13 protein-coding genes, 1 other RNA gene and 1 pseudogene are annotated in these 18738 nt (G+C 72.2%); 9 read left to right on the top strand and 6 right to left on the bottom strand.

Features of this window, described 5'->3' with window-relative positions; genetic code table 11:
* The first annotated feature begins 74 nt into the window (after window positions 1-74).
* Both IEZ27_RS04555 and IEZ27_RS04550 read left to right on the top strand, forming a co-directional pair.
* Window positions 75-752 (top strand): polysaccharide deacetylase family protein, encoded by a 678-nt coding sequence (locus IEZ27_RS04555; RefSeq protein WP_229823253.1) that lies wholly within the window; start codon window positions 75-77, stop codon window positions 750-752.
* A gap of 44 nt (window positions 753-796) precedes the next feature.
* On the top strand, window positions 797-2074 hold the full coding sequence (locus IEZ27_RS04550) for a D-arabinono-1,4-lactone oxidase (protein ID WP_189646065.1): 1278 nt from the start codon (window positions 797-799) through the stop codon (window positions 2072-2074).
* A gap of 34 nt (window positions 2075-2108) precedes the next feature.
* Here the strand turns inward: IEZ27_RS04550 and IEZ27_RS04545 are convergent, their stop codons facing one another.
* Window positions 2109-3017 carry a hypothetical protein gene (locus IEZ27_RS04545; RefSeq protein WP_189646064.1) on the bottom strand — a complete coding sequence of 303 codons (909 nt, stop codon included), beginning with the start codon at window positions 3015-3017 and terminating at the stop codon, window positions 2109-2111.
* Between the two features lie 112 nt (window positions 3018-3129).
* Between IEZ27_RS04545 and IEZ27_RS04540 the strand changes: the two genes are divergently transcribed.
* Both IEZ27_RS04540 and sepH read left to right on the top strand, forming a co-directional pair.
* The gene (locus IEZ27_RS04540) at window positions 3130-4080 is read left to right on the top strand and encodes a protease inhibitor I9 family protein (RefSeq protein WP_189646063.1); all 951 of its coding nucleotides are present in this window, start codon (window positions 3130-3132) and stop codon (window positions 4078-4080) included.
* A gap of 161 nt (window positions 4081-4241) precedes the next feature.
* Window positions 4242-7265: a septation protein SepH gene (gene sepH / locus IEZ27_RS53650; protein WP_229823250.1), complete on the top strand. Its 3024-nt coding sequence runs from the start codon at window positions 4242-4244 to the stop codon at window positions 7263-7265.
* 111 nt (window positions 7266-7376) lie between these two features.
* Here sepH and IEZ27_RS04530 read toward each other — a convergent pair whose 3' ends face one another.
* Both IEZ27_RS04530 and IEZ27_RS04525 read right to left on the bottom strand, forming a co-directional pair.
* On the bottom strand, window positions 7377-8930 hold the full coding sequence (locus tag IEZ27_RS04530; RefSeq protein ID WP_229823249.1) for a PH domain-containing protein: 1554 nt from the start codon (window positions 8928-8930) through the stop codon (window positions 7377-7379).
* Window positions 8927-9448, bottom strand: coding sequence for a PH domain-containing protein (locus tag IEZ27_RS04525; protein WP_229823246.1), 522 nt, complete (start codon window positions 9446-9448; stop codon window positions 8927-8929). Before IEZ27_RS04525 ends, IEZ27_RS04530 begins: the two co-directional genes overlap by 4 nt.
* 722 nt (window positions 9449-10170) lie before the next feature.
* Here IEZ27_RS04525 and IEZ27_RS04520 point away from each other — a divergent pair.
* From IEZ27_RS04520 to IEZ27_RS55805, 5 genes and pseudogenes are all read left to right on the top strand, one after another.
* A complete protein-coding gene (locus IEZ27_RS04520) occupies window positions 10171-10683 on the top strand; it encodes a YbhB/YbcL family Raf kinase inhibitor-like protein (RefSeq protein WP_185845216.1) in 513 nt (170 codons plus the stop codon).
* A 198-nt stretch (window positions 10684-10881) separates the two neighbouring features.
* Entirely contained in the window at window positions 10882-12315 is a 1434-nt protein-coding gene (locus tag IEZ27_RS04515; RefSeq protein WP_189646062.1) for a hypothetical protein, read from the top strand.
* 80 nt (window positions 12316-12395) lie between these two features.
* Window positions 12396-14609 carry a SulP family inorganic anion transporter gene (locus IEZ27_RS04510; RefSeq protein ID WP_189646061.1) on the top strand — a complete coding sequence of 738 codons (2214 nt, stop codon included), beginning with the start codon at window positions 12396-12398 and terminating at the stop codon, window positions 14607-14609.
* A 33-nt stretch (window positions 14610-14642) separates the two neighbouring features.
* A complete protein-coding gene (locus IEZ27_RS04505) occupies window positions 14643-15659 on the top strand; it encodes an NAD-dependent epimerase/dehydratase family protein (protein ID WP_189646060.1) in 1017 nt (338 codons plus the stop codon).
* A gap of 144 nt (window positions 15660-15803) precedes the next feature.
* Window positions 15804-16127, top strand: a pseudogene (locus IEZ27_RS55805) (DUF7144 family membrane protein); the annotation flags it as partial.
* A gap of 89 nt (window positions 16128-16216) precedes the next feature.
* Here the strand turns inward: IEZ27_RS55805 and rnpB are convergent.
* The 3 genes from rnpB to IEZ27_RS04490 form a co-directional block, all read right to left on the bottom strand.
* Window positions 16217-16607, bottom strand: an RNA gene (rnpB, locus tag IEZ27_RS04500) — RNase P RNA component class A.
* A gap of 145 nt (window positions 16608-16752) precedes the next feature.
* Complete coding sequence (locus IEZ27_RS04495; protein ID WP_189646059.1) at window positions 16753-18000, bottom strand: bifunctional RNase H/acid phosphatase; 1248 nt, start codon at window positions 17998-18000, stop codon at window positions 16753-16755.
* Entirely contained in the window at window positions 17997-18737 is a 741-nt protein-coding gene (locus tag IEZ27_RS04490) for a zinc ribbon domain-containing protein (RefSeq protein ID WP_189646058.1), read from the bottom strand. Before IEZ27_RS04490 ends, IEZ27_RS04495 begins: the two co-directional genes overlap by 4 nt.
* Window position 18738 lies beyond the last annotated feature (1 nt).

Below are 18738 nucleotides of genomic sequence, written 5' to 3'. Positions count from 1 at the left end.
GCAACACCCATCACACCGGAAGCTTTGCTATGTCCCGACAAATCACTTCACTTCTAGCTATCGCGGCAGTTTGCGTGACTCTGGCTCCCGTGCCCGCGTTCGCGCAGGCGCCGAAGGCGGCCGAGGTCGACTGCGAGCAGGTCAAGTGCATCGCGCTGACCTTCGACGACGGCCCCGGCAAGTACGCGGGCACGCTGCTCGACACGCTCAAGAAGTACGACGCCAAGGCGACGTTCTTCCTTGAGGGCCAGTACGTGAACAGCCGCCCGGCCTTCGTCAAGCGCATGGTGGCCGAGGGCCACGAGGTGGGCAACCACAGCTACAAGCACCCCGACTTCACCAAGATCGACGCCGGGGTCATCCGAAGCGAGATCAAGAAGACCCAGGACGCGGTCAAGAAGGCGTCGGGCGTCGAGCCCAAGCTGCTGCGTCCGCCGTACGGGCTGGCCGACATCCAGGTGTCCGACGTCGCGACCGAGTTCGGCATGCCCATGATCCTCTGGACGGCCGGCTCGCACGACTGGGATACCAAGAACGAGGAGGCCATCAAGAAGAAGGTCCTCGAGGTGGCCGAGCGCGACGGCATCATCCTCATGCACGACTGGGTCAAGCAGACCGTGGACGGCATGCCGTCCATCATCAAGTCCCTGCAGGCCAAGGGGTACCGTCTGGTGACGGTCTCGGACGTGATCAAGCGGCAGAACCTGCAGCCCGGTCAGATCTTCCCGGTTCCCGAAGGCTGGGAGAAGTGAGTATCGTTCACGTTTAATCGGAACGACGCTCGGAGGGGCGCCTCATGGTCTTCACTAACTGGGCCGGGAACCAGACGGGCGCCCCTGCCGAGGTGCGCACCCCCGCGAGCGTGGCGGACGTCGTCCAGGCCGTACGGGACGCCTCGGCCGCCGGACGCCGCCTGCGCATGGTCGGCACGGGCCACTCCTTCACCGGGGTGGCCCTCACCGACGGGATCATGTTGCGCCCCGAGGGCCTGGCCGGGATCAGGTCCGCCGGCGAGGACCGCGTGACCGTCCTGGCCGGCACGCCGCTGAAGGTGCTGAACGAACTGCTCGACCAGCGCGGCCTGGCCCTGGCCAACATGGGCGACATCACCGAGCAGACCGTCGCCGGCGCGATCCAGACCGGCACCCACGGCACCGGACGCGACAGCGGCGGCCTGGCCGACCAGGTCACCGAGCTGGAACTCGTGCTCGCCGACGGCTCGGTCGTCACGGCCGTGCCCGGCGAGGACCTGTTCGACGCGGCCAGGGTCGGCCTCGGGGCGCTCGGCGTGCTGACGGCCGTGACGTTCCGGGTGGAGCCCGCGTTCCTGCTGCGCAACCGGCGGCGCAGGATGACGCTCACCGACATCCTCGGCTCGCTCGACTCGCTGACCTCGGCCAACGAGCACCTCGACTTCTTCTGGCTGCCCCACACCGACGCCTGCCTGGTCAAGACCAACAACAGGGATGCGGGCCCGGCCAGGCCGCCGAGCCCGTTCAAGCACTGGCTGGACAACGTCTTCCTGGAGAACACCGTCTTCGGCGCGGCCTGCGCGGTCGGCGGGCGCCGTCCCGCGCTGATCCCGCGGATCAACGCGATCAGCGCGGCCGCGCTGGGCGACTCGGAGGCGGTGGACACCTCGTACAAGGTGTTCACGGCCCGCCGCGACGTGCGTTTCCTGGAGATGGAGTACGCCGTGCCACGCGAGCACCTGGCCCAGGCGCTGCGCGAGACCCGCGACCTGATCGACCGGATGGACTGGAAGATCACCTTCCCCGTCGAGGTCCGCGTCACGCCGCCCAGCGACGCCTGGCTGTCCACCGCGTACGGCCGCGACTCGGCCTACGTCGCCTGCCACATCTACCGCCCCACGCCCAACCCGGCCTACTTCGAGGGCGTGGAGGAGATCATGAACCGGCTGGAGGGCCGGCCGCACTGGGGCAAGATGCACACCCGGGACGCCGCGTACCTGCGCAAGGTCTACCCCCGCTTCGACGATTTCGTCGCGCTGCGAGACCGGCTGGACCCGCGCCGCGTGTTCACCAACGACTACCTCGACGTGGTGCTCGGCTAGCCGAGCACCACGTCGGCCGGTGCGCTGCCGGAGGCTACTGAGCCTCCGGTGTGACGGCCGGTTCGTCCGGCTGCTGCGTGGCCGGGGGGCCGCTCGACTGCTGCTCGCCCGGGTCGGGTCGCTCCTCCCCCTCGTCGGGCAGGGGCGTCTCGGGGGTGGGCTCGACGGTGTCCGTGGGCGTGGGCGTCGGCGTGACGCTCGGCTTCGGGTCGGGTGTGTGCGACGGCGGCGGCGTGCGCGGCGTGTCCGTCGGCGTCGGGGTGGGTGACTCCGCCGGCCCGGACGGCTCCTCCTCGCGGTCCTGCCGCTCGGGGCCCCGGTCCTGGACGGGTGCGCGCTGCCGCTGCTTCTGGGGTGCCTTCTTGCCGGTGACCTGCTCGTGCAGCGTCTGCTGGGCGACCGCCTGATAGGCGAGGATGCCGCCCATGCTGACCGCGAACACCAGCGCGGCCGCCACCGCCATCTTCAGCCACGGCAGCCTCCTGTGCGCGGCGGGCACGACGACCGGCATGACCAGCGTGTCCCGCCCGTCACCGCTCCCCACCGACCCGCCATGCGCGTCCGTCCTGCTGTCAGCCGCCGTGGGGACGGCGTGCGCGGCCGTCCTGTCACCCGGCGCGACGATGGTGTGCGGGGCCGTCTCGTCGGCGGCCCCGGCCGTGGCCGGCGTGGCGTTCGCGGCAGCCGCGAGCAGCCCCTGCCCCTCTTCCTGGTCCTCGTGCCACGCCGACAGCGTGTGCTGCTTGACCCGGTCGCCGGTGCGCTTGAGATAGTGCGTATAGACGGCACTGGCCACCGTGCTCGCGATGCTGACCACTGCCGCGCCGATCACCGTGCCCGCCACCCCGAGGTAGGAGGCGGCCACCGCGGCGGTGACGGCGGCGAGGGCGCTCCCGAGGATCTGTGGCACGCTCAGCTCGAACTTCCGCTGCTCGCCGGTCATCCCCCGGATCAGTCCCCTCTGGTTTGCGTTCGGTAAAGAGCTTCCTCGTGAATAGACGCGAGCGCGTGTCCCGTTGTTCCTGTGACCTGCGCGACAGGCATCCTCGTAACTCGTGCCCCGACGATTCGGCCTACCCTCCGTCTACCTCGCCGCGGCCGTGGCGACCGCCGCGACGACCGCCGTCCCGCTCGCCATGACGCCCGCCTCCGGCCTTGCCCTGCGCCCCTCGGCCTCCGAGCCCACCCGGCCCTACATCGTCACCGCCCGCAGTCGCGTGGACGCCCGGGACCTCGTCGCGGAGGTGAGATGGCGGGTACGGCGTTACTACACCGAGGCGCTGCCCGGATTCGCCACCTTCCTCACCGCCGGGGAGCTGGCCGAGCTCAGGTCCGATCGCCGGGTCCTGGCGATCGAGCCCGACCGCGAGATCCACGCCATGCCCGGCGGCGCGTCCGCCCCCTCCGACTCCGACGACACGGCCACCGGCGCGGGCACGACCGTGTACGTCGTCGACAGCGGCGTCGAGGTGACCCGCGCCGAGTTCGGCGACCGGGCCTGGCGTGCCTTCGACGCCACCGGCGGCACCGGACGCGACTGCGCGGGGCACGGCACGCGCGTGGCCAGGGACGTCGCCGAACGGGCGCCCGGAGCCAGGATCGCCTCGGTACGGGTGCTCGGCTGCTCGGGCTCGGGCTCGCTGGCCGACGTACTGGCCGGGCTCGACTGGATCCGGCGGCACGCGCGCGGCCCGTCCGTCGTCACGCTCGCCGCCGACGGGGCCGACTCGCCCGCGCTCGGCGCCGCCGTACGGTCGCTGGTGCGCTCGGGCGTGTTCGTCGTGGGCGCGGCCGACTCCGGCGTGTGCCAGGTCGCGTCCGGGGGGCAGGCGTTCTCGGCGGTCGCCCCGTACCTCGCCGCGGCCGCGGCGCGTCATCTCGAACATCGTCCCGCCGTCCCTCCGTCCCTTGTGGCGAGTTCGCTGAAGTGCACAACAACGCGCGCCGCGATTCGCCAGAATCCGTCGAGGAGCTCTAACCTCCTCATGCACAGCGGCGGGCATTGACGGAAATGGATTCCACAAATGTGACCGGCGTCACATCGCCCCCGGGGCTTCCCAGGAAGGCGATGTTCGGACATGCCGGGTACGGTGCTGGCAGGCAACCGGCACACGCGAGAGACTCAAGGGTCCGGGGGAAGAATGGCGACGCTGACGAAGGGACTCGCATGCAGGAGCTCCGACTCGTCGCGGTGAGTGAGGACGGCACCTATCTCGTGCTGGCTACTGCCGGGCGAGGTACGCGCTTCACCCTTCCCGTGGACGACCGGCTCCGTGCTGCCGTCCGCGGCAACTTCTCCCGTCTCGGCCAGTACGAGATCGAAGTGGAGAGCCCGTTGCGCCCCAAGGAGATCCAGGCACGCATCCGTGCCGGAGAGACAGCGGAAGAGATCGCCGCGACCGCCGGGATCCCGGTCGAGCGTGTCCGCTGGTTCGAGGGCCCGGTGCTGCAGGAGCGGGAGTACGTCGCCCAGCAGGCGCAACGTGTCGCCGTCCGCATGCCCGGGGAGACCGCTCCCGGTCCCACCCTCGGCGAGCTGGTGGCCGAGCGGCTGACCAGGCGCGGCGTACCCACCGACGAGATCGACTGGGACTCCGCCAAGCGCGACGACGGCCTGTGGCGGGTCAAGCTCGGCTACGTCTGGAACGGTCACACGCGCCACGCCGAATGGCTCTTCGACCCGCGCAAGCGCCACGTCTCCCCGCACGACGACGAGGCCATGCGCCTGTCGTCGGCCGACTTCGATCCCGATCCCGCCGTGGTGGAGGACACCACGGTCACGCCGTTCACGCCGCGTGTGGCCAAGCTGCAGCCGGTGCCGCCGCTCTCCTCCGACCCGCTGCCGTTCCCGTCCGTCGTACGCCGCGAGCCGGAGGAGCCGGCCGTCGGCTACACGCCGCCGCCGCGGTCCGCCGACAGCGGCGGCTACGGCCGGGGGGTGGACGTACCGGGGCGCGACGTGCCGTTCGACCGCCCGTCCCCGGCTCGCGAGTCCGCCCACCACGACACCTCCCGTACCGAGGGCTACCGCCCGGACGGCTTCCGCGGCACCGCCTCCCGCGACGACCTCTCCAGGGGGGACGCCCACCGCGGCGACTTCCCCCGCGAGGACACCCACCGCAACGACCCGTCCCGCGGCGACACCTACCGAGGCGACCCGTCCCGCGGCGACGCCCAGCGCGGCGACCTCTCCCGGGGGGACGCCCAGCGCGGCGATGGTACGCGCGCCGATGGTCACCGGGCCGAGAGCACCCGCGCCGAGGGCTACCGCGGCGAGAGCTCGCGCGCTGAGAACTATCGCGGCGAGACCGCGGCGCGTGAGAGCGGCTTCGGCCGTTCCACCGACGCCTCTTCCTCCCGCCGCGGCGGTACGTCGCCCTGGCTGCCCGACTTCAGCTCCAGCCGTTCCAACGAGCGCGACGACTCCATCTACGCACCGGCCACACCCGGCTCCCGCCCGCCGACCTCGCCCCCCGAGCCCACGGCAACCACCGAGCCCACCGCATACGCCAAGCCCGCGGCAACCACCGAGCCCACCACGTCCGCCGAGGCCGCCGCATCCGCTGTGGCGCCGGCCGCCAAGGCCCCGGCCGACCAGCCGACCGCCGCATCTCACGTGGACAACGCCCCGGCGACCGGCGCCGTACCAGCGCTCACGGACCGCGAGCCCGAGACCACCGCCACACCGCAGCCCCTCGACCAGCAGCCGACCTCGCCGGTCTCGCCTGCCCCGACCGCCTCGGCCGTCCAGCCGGAACGCCTGGCCGCCTCCGAGGCGCCGTCGGCGGCCGCGACGGCCGCGCCTGCCCATCCGTCCAGCACGCCCGAGACCGCCACCACCGGTTCTCCCGCCCACGTGGACGCCGCCTCCTCCGTCGACACGCAGGCCGTCACCGCGCCGACTGCTCCTGAGGCAGCCGGGACGGCCCACTCCACCGAGCCCGAGGCAAACAAGCCCACGACATCCGCGACGCCGGACGCCGCGAGCACCACCGCGACCGACGACACGAAGGCCGCCACAGCAGACGTCCCGAGGCCCGGCGCGGAAACCTCCCCCACCGCCGCCGTACCCACGACACCCGACGCAGGCACACCCGCGACGCCCGCCGCCGACGCGGCACCCGTCACAGCCGAGAAGCCGACTGCCGAGCAAGGGGCTTCCCAACCAGCCGCGCCGGAAGCGGCATCAAGCGCACCGGCCACCTCGGAGACCACGGCCACGACGTCCGCGTCCTCTGCGCCCACGCCTGCCACGTCGGATGTGACCGTCGCGTCCGACGTTCAGACGACTCCGGCCACAACGTCTCGGGACACACCGGAAGCCACGGCACCCGCCCAGGACACTCCCGACACCACGACACAAAGCGGGACGGCCGCGTCCGACACCTCGGCCGGCGAACCGACGCCCGCGGCAGCTGCTCAGGCCCCCGTCATGCCGTCGGATGCGGCAGCCGTCCAGGAGACGGAAGCGGCGCAGGAGGCCCCGGTCCCGGCGACGGCACCGGTCGCCTCAGCCGACCCGGCCGAAGCGACGAAGGCTTCGACCGAGGTGGCGGAGGCTCCGGAGGCGAGGACGGAAGCGCCGACGGCGGCAGCGGAGACGCCCGTGGCAGCCGACGCACCGACGGCCGCGGAGACAGCGGCCGCGGAGACGTCGGTGGTCGAGGCGAAGGCAGAGGCGGCAGCGGAAACGGCAGAGGCGGCAGCGGAAACGGCAGCGGCGGCGGATGCAGCGGCCGAGGTTCCGGTTGCGCAGAGCGGTCCCGGGTCAGAAGCGCGTGCCGAAGCGGCCGAAGCGGCCGAAAAGACCGCGGTCGCCGGGGAGCCCGAGAAGGCCGGGGAGCCCGAGGTGGCCGCGGTCGCCGAGGAGCCTGAGAAGGTCGAAGTGCCGGTGAAGGCCGAAGTGGCGGCGAGCGGGCAAGAGGCTGAGCAGGGTGAGGTGGCTGAGAGGAAGGCGCCCGCGCCCAAGCCGAAGCCCGGGCCGCCCAAGGGTGCTCCGCCGGTCCCGGCGGCCCGCCCCGGCAAGGACGACGCCAAGAACGACGCCAAGAACCCGGCCAAGGACGACGTCCCGGTGCCTTCCCCGCCGCCCGCTCCGGCCGCGCGTCAGGCACGCAAGGGTTCGCGTGGCCGCCGCGCCTCCGTACCGACGTGGGACGAGATCATGTTCGGCGCCCGCCGCCAGGACTGATCCCCAGCCTGGTCACCGTCCGAGGCCGCGCCCTTCTCATGGCTGAACAGCCGGAGGGCGCGGCCTCGGTCGTCGACAAGGACGAGGCGCCACCTCTGGGGATGAGGGAGGTCAGTCCGGGGCCGAGGTACGGGGGCGCCAGTACGGGGCCAGCCACTCCGGGGTCACCTCGGCCGGGAAGGCCGCCCCCTGGGCCTCGGAGACGTCCAGCGCGGCGTAACCGCCCTTGCCCGCGCCGACCCCCGCGATCAGCGTGAGCACCCCGGCCCGCCGCTGGAACCACGTCTGCCGGAGCCGCCAGCCCACCACGGCCCGGCGTTCGATCACCGCCTCGGCGCGGCGCAGCGAGCCCGACCGGACCGCCAGCCGGGCGCCGTCGTAGCCGTGTCCCAGGGAGGCGTACCGGTCGAGGCCCAGGAACACCCCCGCGCCCGCCAGGAGCAGCGCCAGGACCGTCAGGATCCACCAGAGCATCATTCCTGTGGCCCACGCCCCGGCCGCGCTCAGCGCGGCCAGGGCGAGCCAGGGGAAGACGGCCCGGAACAGACGGCGGTTGCGGGCGATAGGCGGGTGGGCACGCAGGGTGGAGCGGAAGGGGCCGACGGCTTCGGCGGTGACGCCGACCGCGACCTGGCGCGGTACGTCCGGCAGGAGCTGCCCGCGCGTCTCGGAGTCGCCGAGCCCGGTCACGATGGCCCAGACGCGTACGACCCCGGCCAGGCGTTCGGCGAGGCCGTCGACGATCTCGTAGCCGCGCACCCGGCGGGACTCCAGCGACACGCTGCGCCGGTTGATCAGCCCGCGCTCGGCGACGAGGTAGCCGTCGCGGCGGTTCAGCCTGAAGTCCCAGTTGAACACCGCGTACATCACGCCGCCGACGAACGGCATGGCGACGACCAGCAGCAGCGCCACGACGAGCAGCAGGTAGGGGTGCTCCCACAACCACTCCCCCGCGCTCCAGGCGGCGTCCTGGCCGAAGCCCAGGTCGTCGCCCCACTGGAAGGCCAGCCCCACCGCGCCCCCGGCGAGCGCGAACGGCGTCAGCAGGTACGCGCCGGACAACGGCCCGTACAGGAGCCACCGGCGTGGGACCGCGATGATCGGCCGGTCGGTGGGGACGTGGGGCTCGGCCTCGTGCTCGGCGGCCCTGACCTGGACGGCGCGGCGCAGCAGCACCGCCTTGAGCCGCTCGGCCTCGCCCACGGTGACGCCGTCGAGCGCGGCCTCCTCGTCGTCGCCGCTCGCGCCCGTATCGATCTTGAGTACGGCGAGCCCGAGTATCCGGTGCATCGGCGGCGTGGACACGTCGACCCCGCGCACCCGTTCCAGCGGGATGGTACGGATCGAGCGGCTGATCAACGAGCGCTTGGTCTCCAGGCGGTCGCCGACGATCTCGTACGTGAACGTGGCCCAGCGGATGACCGCGAACACGACGGTGCCGATGACGCCGAACGCCGCCCACGCGTACGACCTGGCCGAGAAGCCGCCCACGAACAGCACGCCGATCAGGGGCAGCAGCAGCGAGGGCAGCATGCGTACCGGATCGATGAGCAGCACCTTGGGGCTCAGCCGCCGGGGCGCGCCCGGCGGGGGCGGCGGCGGGAGCTGGGGCGGCGGAGGCGGGAGGGGTGCGGACGGGGGCGGAGGCGGGGGCGGCTGGGTCACGTGGCATCGTCCCTGAGCTGTTCGGCGCGGTGGGCGAGCCGTTCGGCGAGCCCCGCGGCCACCTCGAAGTCGAGGCCCTTGATGGTGGAGGAACCGGCGTGGGAGGCGGTACGGATCTCCAGCGTGGCCAGGCCGAGCAGCCGCTCCATCCACCCCTGGCCCTTGTCGACCGTCTGGATGCGGCTCACGGGCACGAACACCCACTCCCTGGTCAGGAACCCCGACCTGGCGTAGACGACGTCGTCCGACAGCTCCCAGCGGTGCACGGCGTAGCGGATGAACGGCTCGGCCGCCAGGAACGGCGTCAGCACCACCCCGACCACCAGCGGCAGCAGCCAGGAGTGCGCGGCGAACCACGGCGGCACCCATGACCAGCCGCTTCCGCCCACCCACCTGGACACCACGACCGACCCGCCCACGAAGAACACGAACGCGATCGCCGCCTGAAGCAGCCACAGGCGGCGGGCCTTGGGCGAGACTCGGTGCGCGGGGTCACGCAGTGGGCCTTTTGACGTCACAACACCCAGCTTAGGGCGCTCGGCCACAAGACGATCTGACGGAGTCGGGTGAAGATCGGCCACCCGCCCTGACGGAGGTGAGCCGGGATGGTCCGCGCCCTGACAAGCGCGGGTCAGAACGGGCCCCCCGCCCGGCGCGGCGGAGGGCGGGGGTCATCGCGTGCAGCGGAAGGGTAAAGATCGGCCGGGGAGCGCGGCGTGTCGGGGGGCCGGCCCGGCGCGTTCGGGTGCATGCTCGGTGGCGGCCGGCCGCAGGCTGTCGCGCTTGGCCACGTCGGCGGCGCCACGTTCGTGCCATCCAGGCCCGGCCAGCGCGTTACCGCACCACGCGCGAGAGGCCCTCACGAAGCGTGGCAGCCGCCGTCCGCCCGCATGGCACATCGGCCTCTTCCGGCGCACCTGAATTTTGCCTGCCGGACGCCGACCGAAACCGATGCCCGTTTTGTCCCATCTCCTTGCGCGCCGGCCCTCTGCCGTGCCGCCCCTGGAACGGGCAGGCCAGCAAGGTCACCGGGACACCGCACGGGAAAGCCCACGGGAGGGGCTCGTGTGGCCAACTTCACCCCTCGGATCCCGTGATTCTGGCCGGTTTCGGCTCCTTTACCGACGACCGACCATCGAGAAACGGTCTGCGCACCGCCGAGACCCGCGTAGCATCATCCGGCATGGGGCTGTGTAACGCGGCATCACGTGTGAGGCGAGCCGCTGTCAGTGTGACAGTGGTGGCTTTCGCGCTCACGCTGTCCGGCTGCGCCGCCCTCGGCATCGGAAGATCCCAGGCCAAGGAGATCGCGGAGATCAACGTCTCGAGTCCGGAGCTGCGCGACGGCATGCCGCTGCCGAGCCAGTACTCCTGCCGGGGCCGCCAGGGCAGCCCGCCGCTGCGCTGGTCCAGCGAGCCCTTGCCGAAGGCCAAGTCGATCGCGATCGTGGTCGACTCCCACACTCCCTCCGAATCGGCCGTGCACTGGGTGCTCTTCAACATCCCGGCGACCACGACCGAGCTGGGGCCGGGGGCCGCCGAGAGCCCGCCCGAGGGTTCCGGCCAGGCCAAGGTGACCAGCGGAAAGGCCGGCTACGAGCCGCCTTGCAGCGATCGGGGCACCTACCGCTTCACCGTCTACACGCTGAACGAGAAGGTCACGGTCACCGAGGGCGCCCTTCCCGAGATCCTCAAGGAGATCGCCGACCACACGATCGCCCGCGGCCGGCTGACGGCGGTGGACATCCAGTGACAGGTCGATCACAGCAGGTAGACCCGATGGACCAATTCTTTACGTAGGGTGTGACAACTCTCATAGTGGTCCGACACAATCAGATCCAATTGTTAGGCATTGGTGATCAAAGGGGGCAGATCGCGTCGATGGCCGCGCGATCTCACCGGTGCCAAGGGAGGCCATGGCTTTGAGGGTGGTGCAATGATCGCGGTCGTCGTGAGCTTGGTCGCTGTCGTGCTCCTCGTGCTCGTCGTCGTGGCACTGGGCATGCGTTCCATGAACCGCCGGGAGAGCTCTCTCCCTCCGGAACGGCTGAAGGAAATGGCCGAGAAGGAGGAGATGACGCACGCCCGGTCCACCGACGAGTTCGCCGCGCACGAACCGCGGATGGCCAATTTCAGCCCTGACTTCTCCCCGATCGACGAGGTGAAGCAGAAGCCGGTCCGTACGGGTCAGCGTGGCAGGCGTGGCGTCGACGAGTGGGGCAACCCGACCACCGACCACGAGGACGAGGAGTTCTGGGCGAACATCCGCAGCGACGCCGAGGAGGGCGGTTTCGGCGCCGGTGGCACCGTGGCGGCCCGGAAGGGCGCCTCCCGTCCCGTCGAGCGCGAGCAGCCCGCCCAGCGCCGTGAGCGCCCCGCTGAGCGTCCCGCCAAGCCCCAGCCCGTCGCCGCGGCCGACCCCAACGCCGCGACCATCCAGGCCCCCCTCCCCCAGCGCCAGCCCGCCGCCGCGGCGGCGAACCTCGCCGACCTGGTGGAGCCCGCCAAACGGCCCGTACCCGCCGCCCCCTCCGCCTCCGACATGGCCGACCAGCGCACGGTGACGTTCGCGGCGCCGACGCCCGACGTGCTGAGCATCCTCGGCGCGGGCGCGCAGCCCGTCGTACCGGCCTCGCGCCCCGAGCCGCAGCCGGCGAGCGGTTCCTACCCGGCCGTACCGGCCGCGGGCGGGTCGTTCCCCGCCGCCTCGCCGTCCTATCCGGCCGCCGCCGCGAGCGGGTCCTATCCCGGCGTCGCCTCCAGCGGGTCCTTCCCCGCCGCCCCGGTCACGCCCATCCACGGCGCCCCGACCAGCGACCCGTTCCCGGCCTACAACAACGCGGCCGATCCCCTGGAGACCACCTGGACGGGCGGCGCCCCCGCCGCGGCCACCTCCGGCTCCTGGCCCGCCGCCTCGCCCGACATCCTCGACGACCCCGCCCCCGCCTCCGGCTCCTACGGCGGCCAGGGCAGCTCCTGGCCCGCCTTCGCCGAGCAGCCCGCGACCACCCCCTCGGCCGCAGTGTCCTACCCCGTCTCCTACGAGGTGCGTTCCGGCTGGGCCGTGGCCGACGACTCGGGCACCCCGATCACCGGGCCCTCCCCGGCGGCCGGCACACCGACCGTCCCGGGCCGCGCGGTCTCGGCCTATGACGACGTGTTGTCGGCTCCGCCGGCGTCGTCCCAGCCGTCCTCGACGGCGTACGAGACCGGTGACTTCGCCGCCGGACCGGCCACCCCCGCCTGGCCCGAACCGCCGTCCGGCACGGCCAACTGGCCGACGTACGGCGGGCAGGCGCAGGGCTCGGCCGCCCCCGGCCAGGGCGACAACGGCGGCGGGCGCCGCCGGGCCCCCGAACAGGACTACAACGACTACTACCGGTGATCTCCGGCCCCTTACCGAATGAGTAAAACCCCCGCGACGGCCCCCTAAAGCGGGGGTGGCGCACCACTAGGGTTTCCGACATGGTCGGCGATACCCTCAGTAGCTGCTTGCGTACGCTACGGCATGATCTACCCGCTTCGCTCGTGGTCTTCCTCGTCGCAGTCCCCTTCTCCCTGGGCATCGCGATGGCCTCGGGCGCCCCGCTGGCCGCCGGGCTCGTCGCGGCCGTCGTCGGCGGGGTGGTGGCCGGTTCGCTGGGCGGCTCGGCCGTGCAGGTGAGCGGGCCGGCGGCCGGGTTGTCCCTGGTGGTCGTGGACCTCGTGCAGACGCACGGATGGCGGGCCACCTGCATGATCACGTTGCTGGCGGGCGTCGTCCAGCTCGTGCTCGGGGTGTTCAAGGCCGCCAGGGCGGCGCTGGCCGTCTCCCCCGCGGTCGTCCACGGCATGCTGGCCGGGGTGGGCGTGATCCTCGCGCTCGCCCAGCTCCACGTGGTCCTCGGCGGTCGGCCCCAGCGTTCGGCCCTGGCCAACCTGGTCGAGCTGCCCGGTCAGATCGCCGACCTGCACGGGCACAAGGTCGCGGTGGGCTTGCTCACGATCGTGGTGCTCGCGGTGTGGACGCGGCTGCCCAAGCCGATCAGGGCAGTGCCCGCGCCGCTGGCGGCGCTGCTGGCGGCGGCGGGCGTCGCCTGGGCGTTCGGCTGGGACGTCACCCGCGTCGACCTGTCCGGCGGCTTCTCCGAGTGGGGCTTCCCGGTGTTGCCGTCCGCCGACTGGCACACGATCGTGGGCGCGGTGCTGCTGGTGGCGATGCTGGCCAGCGTCGAGTCGCTGCTGTGCTCGGTGGCCGCCGACGGCATGCACACCGGCCGCCGTTCCGATCTCGACCAGGAGCTGACCGGCCAGGGCGTGGCCAACATGGTGTCCGGGGCGCTCGGCGGGCTGCCGATCGCGGGCGGCATCGTACGGACGACGGCGAACGTGCGGGCGGGCGGGCGCACCCGCTCGTCGTCGATCCTGCACGGGGTGTGGGTGCTGGTGTTCGCGCTGGGGTTCGGCTGGGCGATCCGGCTGATCCCGCTGGAGGCGCTGGCCGCGCTGCTGGTGTTCACCGGCGTGCAGATGGTCAGCGTCGCGCGTGTCAGGAGGGTGCACGGGCACCGCGAGGTGCCGGTCTACGCGGTGACGCTGGCGGCCGTGATCCTGCTGGGCCTGGCCGAGGGGGTGCTGGCCGGCCTGGCGCTGGCGGCGCTGCTGGCGCTGCGCCGGCTGACCTGGGTGACCGTGCGCAAGCGCGAGGAGCAGGACGGCCGGCTGTACGTGACGATCACCGGCTCGCTGACGTTCCTCGGCGTGCCCCGGCTCACGCACGAGCTGCGCTCGATCCCCGTGGGCGCGGCGGTCGACCTCGATCTCAACATCGACTTCATGGACAACGGGGCCTTCGAGGCCATCCACTCCTGGCGGCTGGACCACGAGCGGATGGGCGGCACGGTCGACATCGACGAGCTGCACGACGAGTGGTACGCGCTGGCGGCCAGCGGGGGGCGCACGTACACCGCGAAGTCGCAGCCCAAGGCGCCGGACCGCTGGTGGATGCCGTGGGCCCAGCGGCAGCCGCGCCCGGAGAACCGCACGATCCCGGACGAGGGCGGCTCGGCCCCGTCGGAATGCCAGCTCGCGGCCGGGGCACGCGAGTTCCACCGTCGTACGGCCCCGCTGGTACGGCCGATCTTCACCGAGCTGGCCCGCAAGCAGCAGCCGACCCATCTGTTCATCACGTGCGCCGACTCCAGGATCGTGCCCAGCCTGATCACCGCGAGCGGCCCCGGCGACCTGTTCACCGTGCGCAACATCGGCAACCTGGTGCCGCGCAGGGGGTCCGAGCCGCACGACGACTCGGTGGTGGCCGCGATCGAGTACGCCACGCAGGTGCTCGGCGTGCACACGATCACGGTGTGCGGCCATTCGGGCTGCGGGGCGATGGCCGGGGTGCTCAGCGCGGGCGTCCAGGCGGGCAGCCTCCCGGGGCTGCGGCGCTGGCTGCGGCACGGGGACCACAGCCTGGCCAGGTTCATCGAGACCGAGGGCGACCGGCTGCACAACGGGGCCCTCGACGTGTTGTGCCGGGTGAACGTGCAGCAGCAGCTGGAGAACCTGCGCACGTACCGGAAGGTGGACGAGCAGGTCAGGGCGGGCACGCTGGAGCTGGTGGGCCTGTACTTCGACATCGGGTCGGCACGGGTGCACATGGTGCCGCCGCTGCGTTCTTCGCTCTCCGTGAAGTTGTGAGCCCGCGCCCGGCCGGGCGCCGAAGATGGGCTCATGAAGATTTTGCTCATCGGCGGCACGGGGTTCCTGGGGCGCGCCATGGTGGTGGAGGCGTTGGCGCGGGGCCATGAGGTCACGACGTTCAACAGGGGGCGGAGCGGCGACGACGTGCCGGGCGTCGAGGTCGTGCGGGGCGACCGCGAGTCGGCCGCCGACCTGGAGCGGCTGGCCGACGGGCGGTCGTGGGACTTCGTGGTGGACACGTCCGGATACGTGCCGCGGGTGGTCGGCGAGTCGGTGCGGGCGCTGTCGGGCAGGGCGGCGACGTACGCGTTCGTCTCCAGCGTCTCGGCCCTCGACGGGTTCCCCGCCAAGGCCGCCACCGAGGAGACCGGGGGCTGGCCGTGCGCTCCCGACGCCGGTCCCGGCGACGGTGACTACGGCGTGCTGAAGGCCGGGTGCGAGCGGGCGGTCGAGCAGGGCTTCGACGGCAACACGTTGATCATCCAGCCGGGGCTGATCCTCGGGCCGCACGAGAACGTGGCCAGGCTGCCCTGGTGGCTGACCCGCATCGCCCGGGGCGGCAGGGTGCTGGCGCCGGGCGATCCCGCCCAGCCGATGCAGCTGGTCGACGCGCACGACGTGGCCATCTTCACCCTCGACCAGGCCGAGCGCGGTGTCTCCGACCGGTTCGCGGTGACCGGCCCGGCCGGTAACACGACCTACGGCGAGTGGCTGGAGTTGTGCAGGCAGGTCACCGGGTCCGACGCGGAGTTCGTGTGGATGGACGCGGAGTTCCTGGTGGCGCAGGAGGCCGGGGCGTTCGTGGAGCTGCCGCTGTGGGGCGGGCCGGCGTCGCCGGAGATCGACAACTTCTGGAGTGTGCCGACGGCCAAGGCGGAGGCGGCGGGGCTGCGGTCGCGTCCCGTCGCGGAGACCGTGCGCGACACGTGGGCCTGGCTGCGGGAGATCCCGGAGGAGCGGCGTTCGTTCGGGCGCACCACGGTCCACGGGATGGCCCCGGAGAAGGAGGCCGCCATCCTCGCGGCCTGGGACGCCCGTCCGGCCTGACCCCGCCGGGCCGGGTTCCGGGAGGGGCGGTGGCTTCGAGGCTTTCGCCCCTCGTCCGGGCCCAGGACGAACCGGAGGAATACACCCGTTCAAGAGGGGCAGGTGACAGCCGGTGTACGTGAACTCACGGGGGAGGGTTCGACGATGACGTACCAGAGCAAGCCCGTCACGGGCTGGGTGGGCTGGGTATGGTTCGCCGGCATGCTCATGATCATGGCTGGGGTGTTCAACTTCATCACCGGCCTCTACGCGGTGTTCAACAGCGGGCTGTTCGTCCGCACGCCGTCCCGGCTGCTGTTCTTCAACGTCGGCACATGGGGCTGGATCCATCTGCTGTTCGGGGTCGTCCTGTTCCTGGTCGGACTCGCGGTGACCGTGGGTCAGACCTGGGCGCGCGTCCTGGCGGTGATCCTCGTCATGCTCAACGCGATGACGCAGCTCACCTGGATCGCGGTCAACCCGTGGTGGTCGCTCGCGGTCATCGCGGTGGACGTACTCGTGCTGTACGCCCTGATCGTGCACGGCCGCGAGGCCCAGGAGATGTTCAGAGGAGAAGAGAGACGAGCCGGCCTGTAGGCCGGGTTCTGTCCTTCGCGAACGAAGGGGCGACCATCCATCTAGGGCCGCCGTTGCCGGCGGCCTCAAGCGGTCTACCCGCGCGGCTCGGGCGGGCAGCCCTCGAACGTCGCGCGCGGAACGCTCCGGAGAGCGTCCCTTCTTGACCTTGCTCCGGGTGGGGTTTACCTAGCCGCCCACGTCACCGTGGGCGCTGGTGGTCTCTTACACCACCCTTTCACCCTCACCCCCCACCGAGGCGGGGGGCGGTCTGCTTTCTGTGGCACTGTCCCGCGGGTCACCCCGGGTCGGCGTTACCGACCACCCTGCCCTGTGGAGCCCGGACCTTCCTCGGCGGGCCCGGAGGCCCGACGCGGCCGCCCGGCCGACTCGTCTTCAGGGAAGATTACCAAACCTCAAGCCGTTCCCAACCGAGACGCAAGATCGATTGGATGGAATGGGCACGTCACCGCTCTGAGGGGGGCGGCGGCAGCAGAGGCCGTGCCGGGATGTTCTGGCGGCTCCCGGCACGGCCCTCTCAACGCAGATGCCCTGTGTCGTTGAACGACTTCACCACGGCGGGGCCGTCGGCGTAGTACTCGATCAGCGACAGGCAGGCCAGGTCGAGGTGCATCCGGTAGAGGGCGCCCAAGGGCGCGGTGAGGGCCTCGCGCACCATCATCTTGATGGGCGTCACGTGGGAGACCACAAGCACGGTCTTGCCCTCGTAGCGCTCCACCAGCCGCTCTCTCACCGCCTCGACGCGGTGGGCCGCCGAGGCGAAGCTCTCGCCGCCGGGCGGGGCGGCGTCGGGACCGGCCAGCCAGGCGGTCAGCTCGGCGGGCCACTGACGCTGCACCTCGGTGAACGTGTGGCCCTCCCAGGCGCCGAAATCGGCTTCCCTGAGGTCGTCGTCCACCTCGACGTCGAGGCCCGTACGCCGGCCCACCGCCGCGGCGGTCTGCCGGGCCCGCCTGAGCGGCGAGGAGACGATCACATCCAGCCGGTACGGCTCCCGCGACAACCGCGCGGCGGCCGCCTCCGCCTGGGCCAGCCCGTTGGCGGTGAGCTCGGCGTCGCCCAGGCCGGAGAACCTGCGCTCGATCGACAGCGGCGTCTCGCCATGCCTGAGCAGCAGCAACGAGGTGGCCACGCGGGTGGGCGGCGCCCACCCGGTGCCCTTGGCCCGCTGCTGGGCGGCGGCCACGGAGGCCGTGGGGGCGGACAGTTCGGCGATCTCGCCCGCGTCGAGGAGGTCGGTCTGCTCGGCGAGCGGGGGCGCCGGCGTGACCGAGCCGGCCAGGGATCCGGCCAGCGCGGCGCCCCCGGGGGCGCCCGTGTCGTGCGCGCCGCCCGCCTTCCAGGTCAGGCCCTTGGCCGCGGCGTCCATGGCCTCGTTGGCCAGCCGGTCGGCGTGTTTGTTGTGCTCACGCGGGATCCAGGTCCACTCGGTCACCCGCAGCCGCCTGGCCAGCGCACCGGCCTCCAGGGCGAGCGGCCGCAGCCCTTCGTTCTTGATCTTCCAGCGGCCGGCCATCTGCTCGACGACCAGCTTGGAGTCCATCCGCACGGCCACCTCGGCGCCCTCGCCGCCCAGCCCGAGCACGGCGGACAGCCCGGCGATCAGCCCCCGGTACTCGGCCACGTTGTTGGTCGCGACGCCGATCGCCTCGGCGGTCTCGGCCACCACCTGGCCGTCGGCGGAATCCCGGACGACCGCGCCGTAGCCCGCCGGGCCCGGGTTGCCGCGGGAGCCGCCGTCGGCCTCGATGACGTACGACGTCACAGGCCGGACTCCGGGGTGCGGACCAGGATCCGCCGGCATTCCTCGCAACGCAGGACCTCGTCGTGGGGGGCGCCCTTGATCGAGTTCATCTCGGCGATGGACAGGGCCACCTTGCAGCCCTGGCACCGGCCGCCGCGCAGCATGGCGGCGCCCACGACGTACTGATCCTTGAGCTTCTCGTAGAGCTTCAGCAGGTCGGCGGGGATCTCGCCGGCGACGCCGGAGCGGCGGCCCTGGACCTCGCCCGCCTCCTTGTCGATCTCCTTCAGCGCGGCGTCGCGGCGGTCCTCGGCGGCGGCGCGGGCGGTGGCCACCTCGTCACGCTGGGAGACCAGGTCGGTGGCCTTGCCGTCGGCCGCCTCCCGGCGCTCCATGATCTCCAGCACGACCTCCTCCAGATCGCCCTGCCGACGCTGCAGCGAGATGATCTCGGACTGGAGGCTCGCCAGGTCGCGCGGCGAGGTCACGGCACCGGAGTCGAGGCGCTTCTGGTCGCGGTCGGCGCGGGTGCGCACGGCGTCGACGTCGTTCTCGGCCTTGGTCTGCTCACGCGCGAGGTCGCCCGACTCGGTCTCGGCCTCGATGACCTGCGTGACGAGCCTGGCCAGGCGCTTGGACTGCTCGTCGATCTCCGCCAGCTCGGGCAAGGTGCGCCGGCGGTGGGCCAGCCGGTCGATCACGGAGTCGAGCTCTGCCAGGTCGAGCAGTCGCTTCTGGGCCTCAGGGGCTGCTTTCATG

Source organism: Nonomuraea spiralis, assembly GCF_014648435.1.
GTDB classification, from domain to species: domain Bacteria; phylum Actinomycetota; class Actinomycetes; order Streptosporangiales; family Streptosporangiaceae; genus Nonomuraea; species Nonomuraea spiralis.
This window is presented reverse-complemented; position numbering and strand designations above follow the sequence as displayed.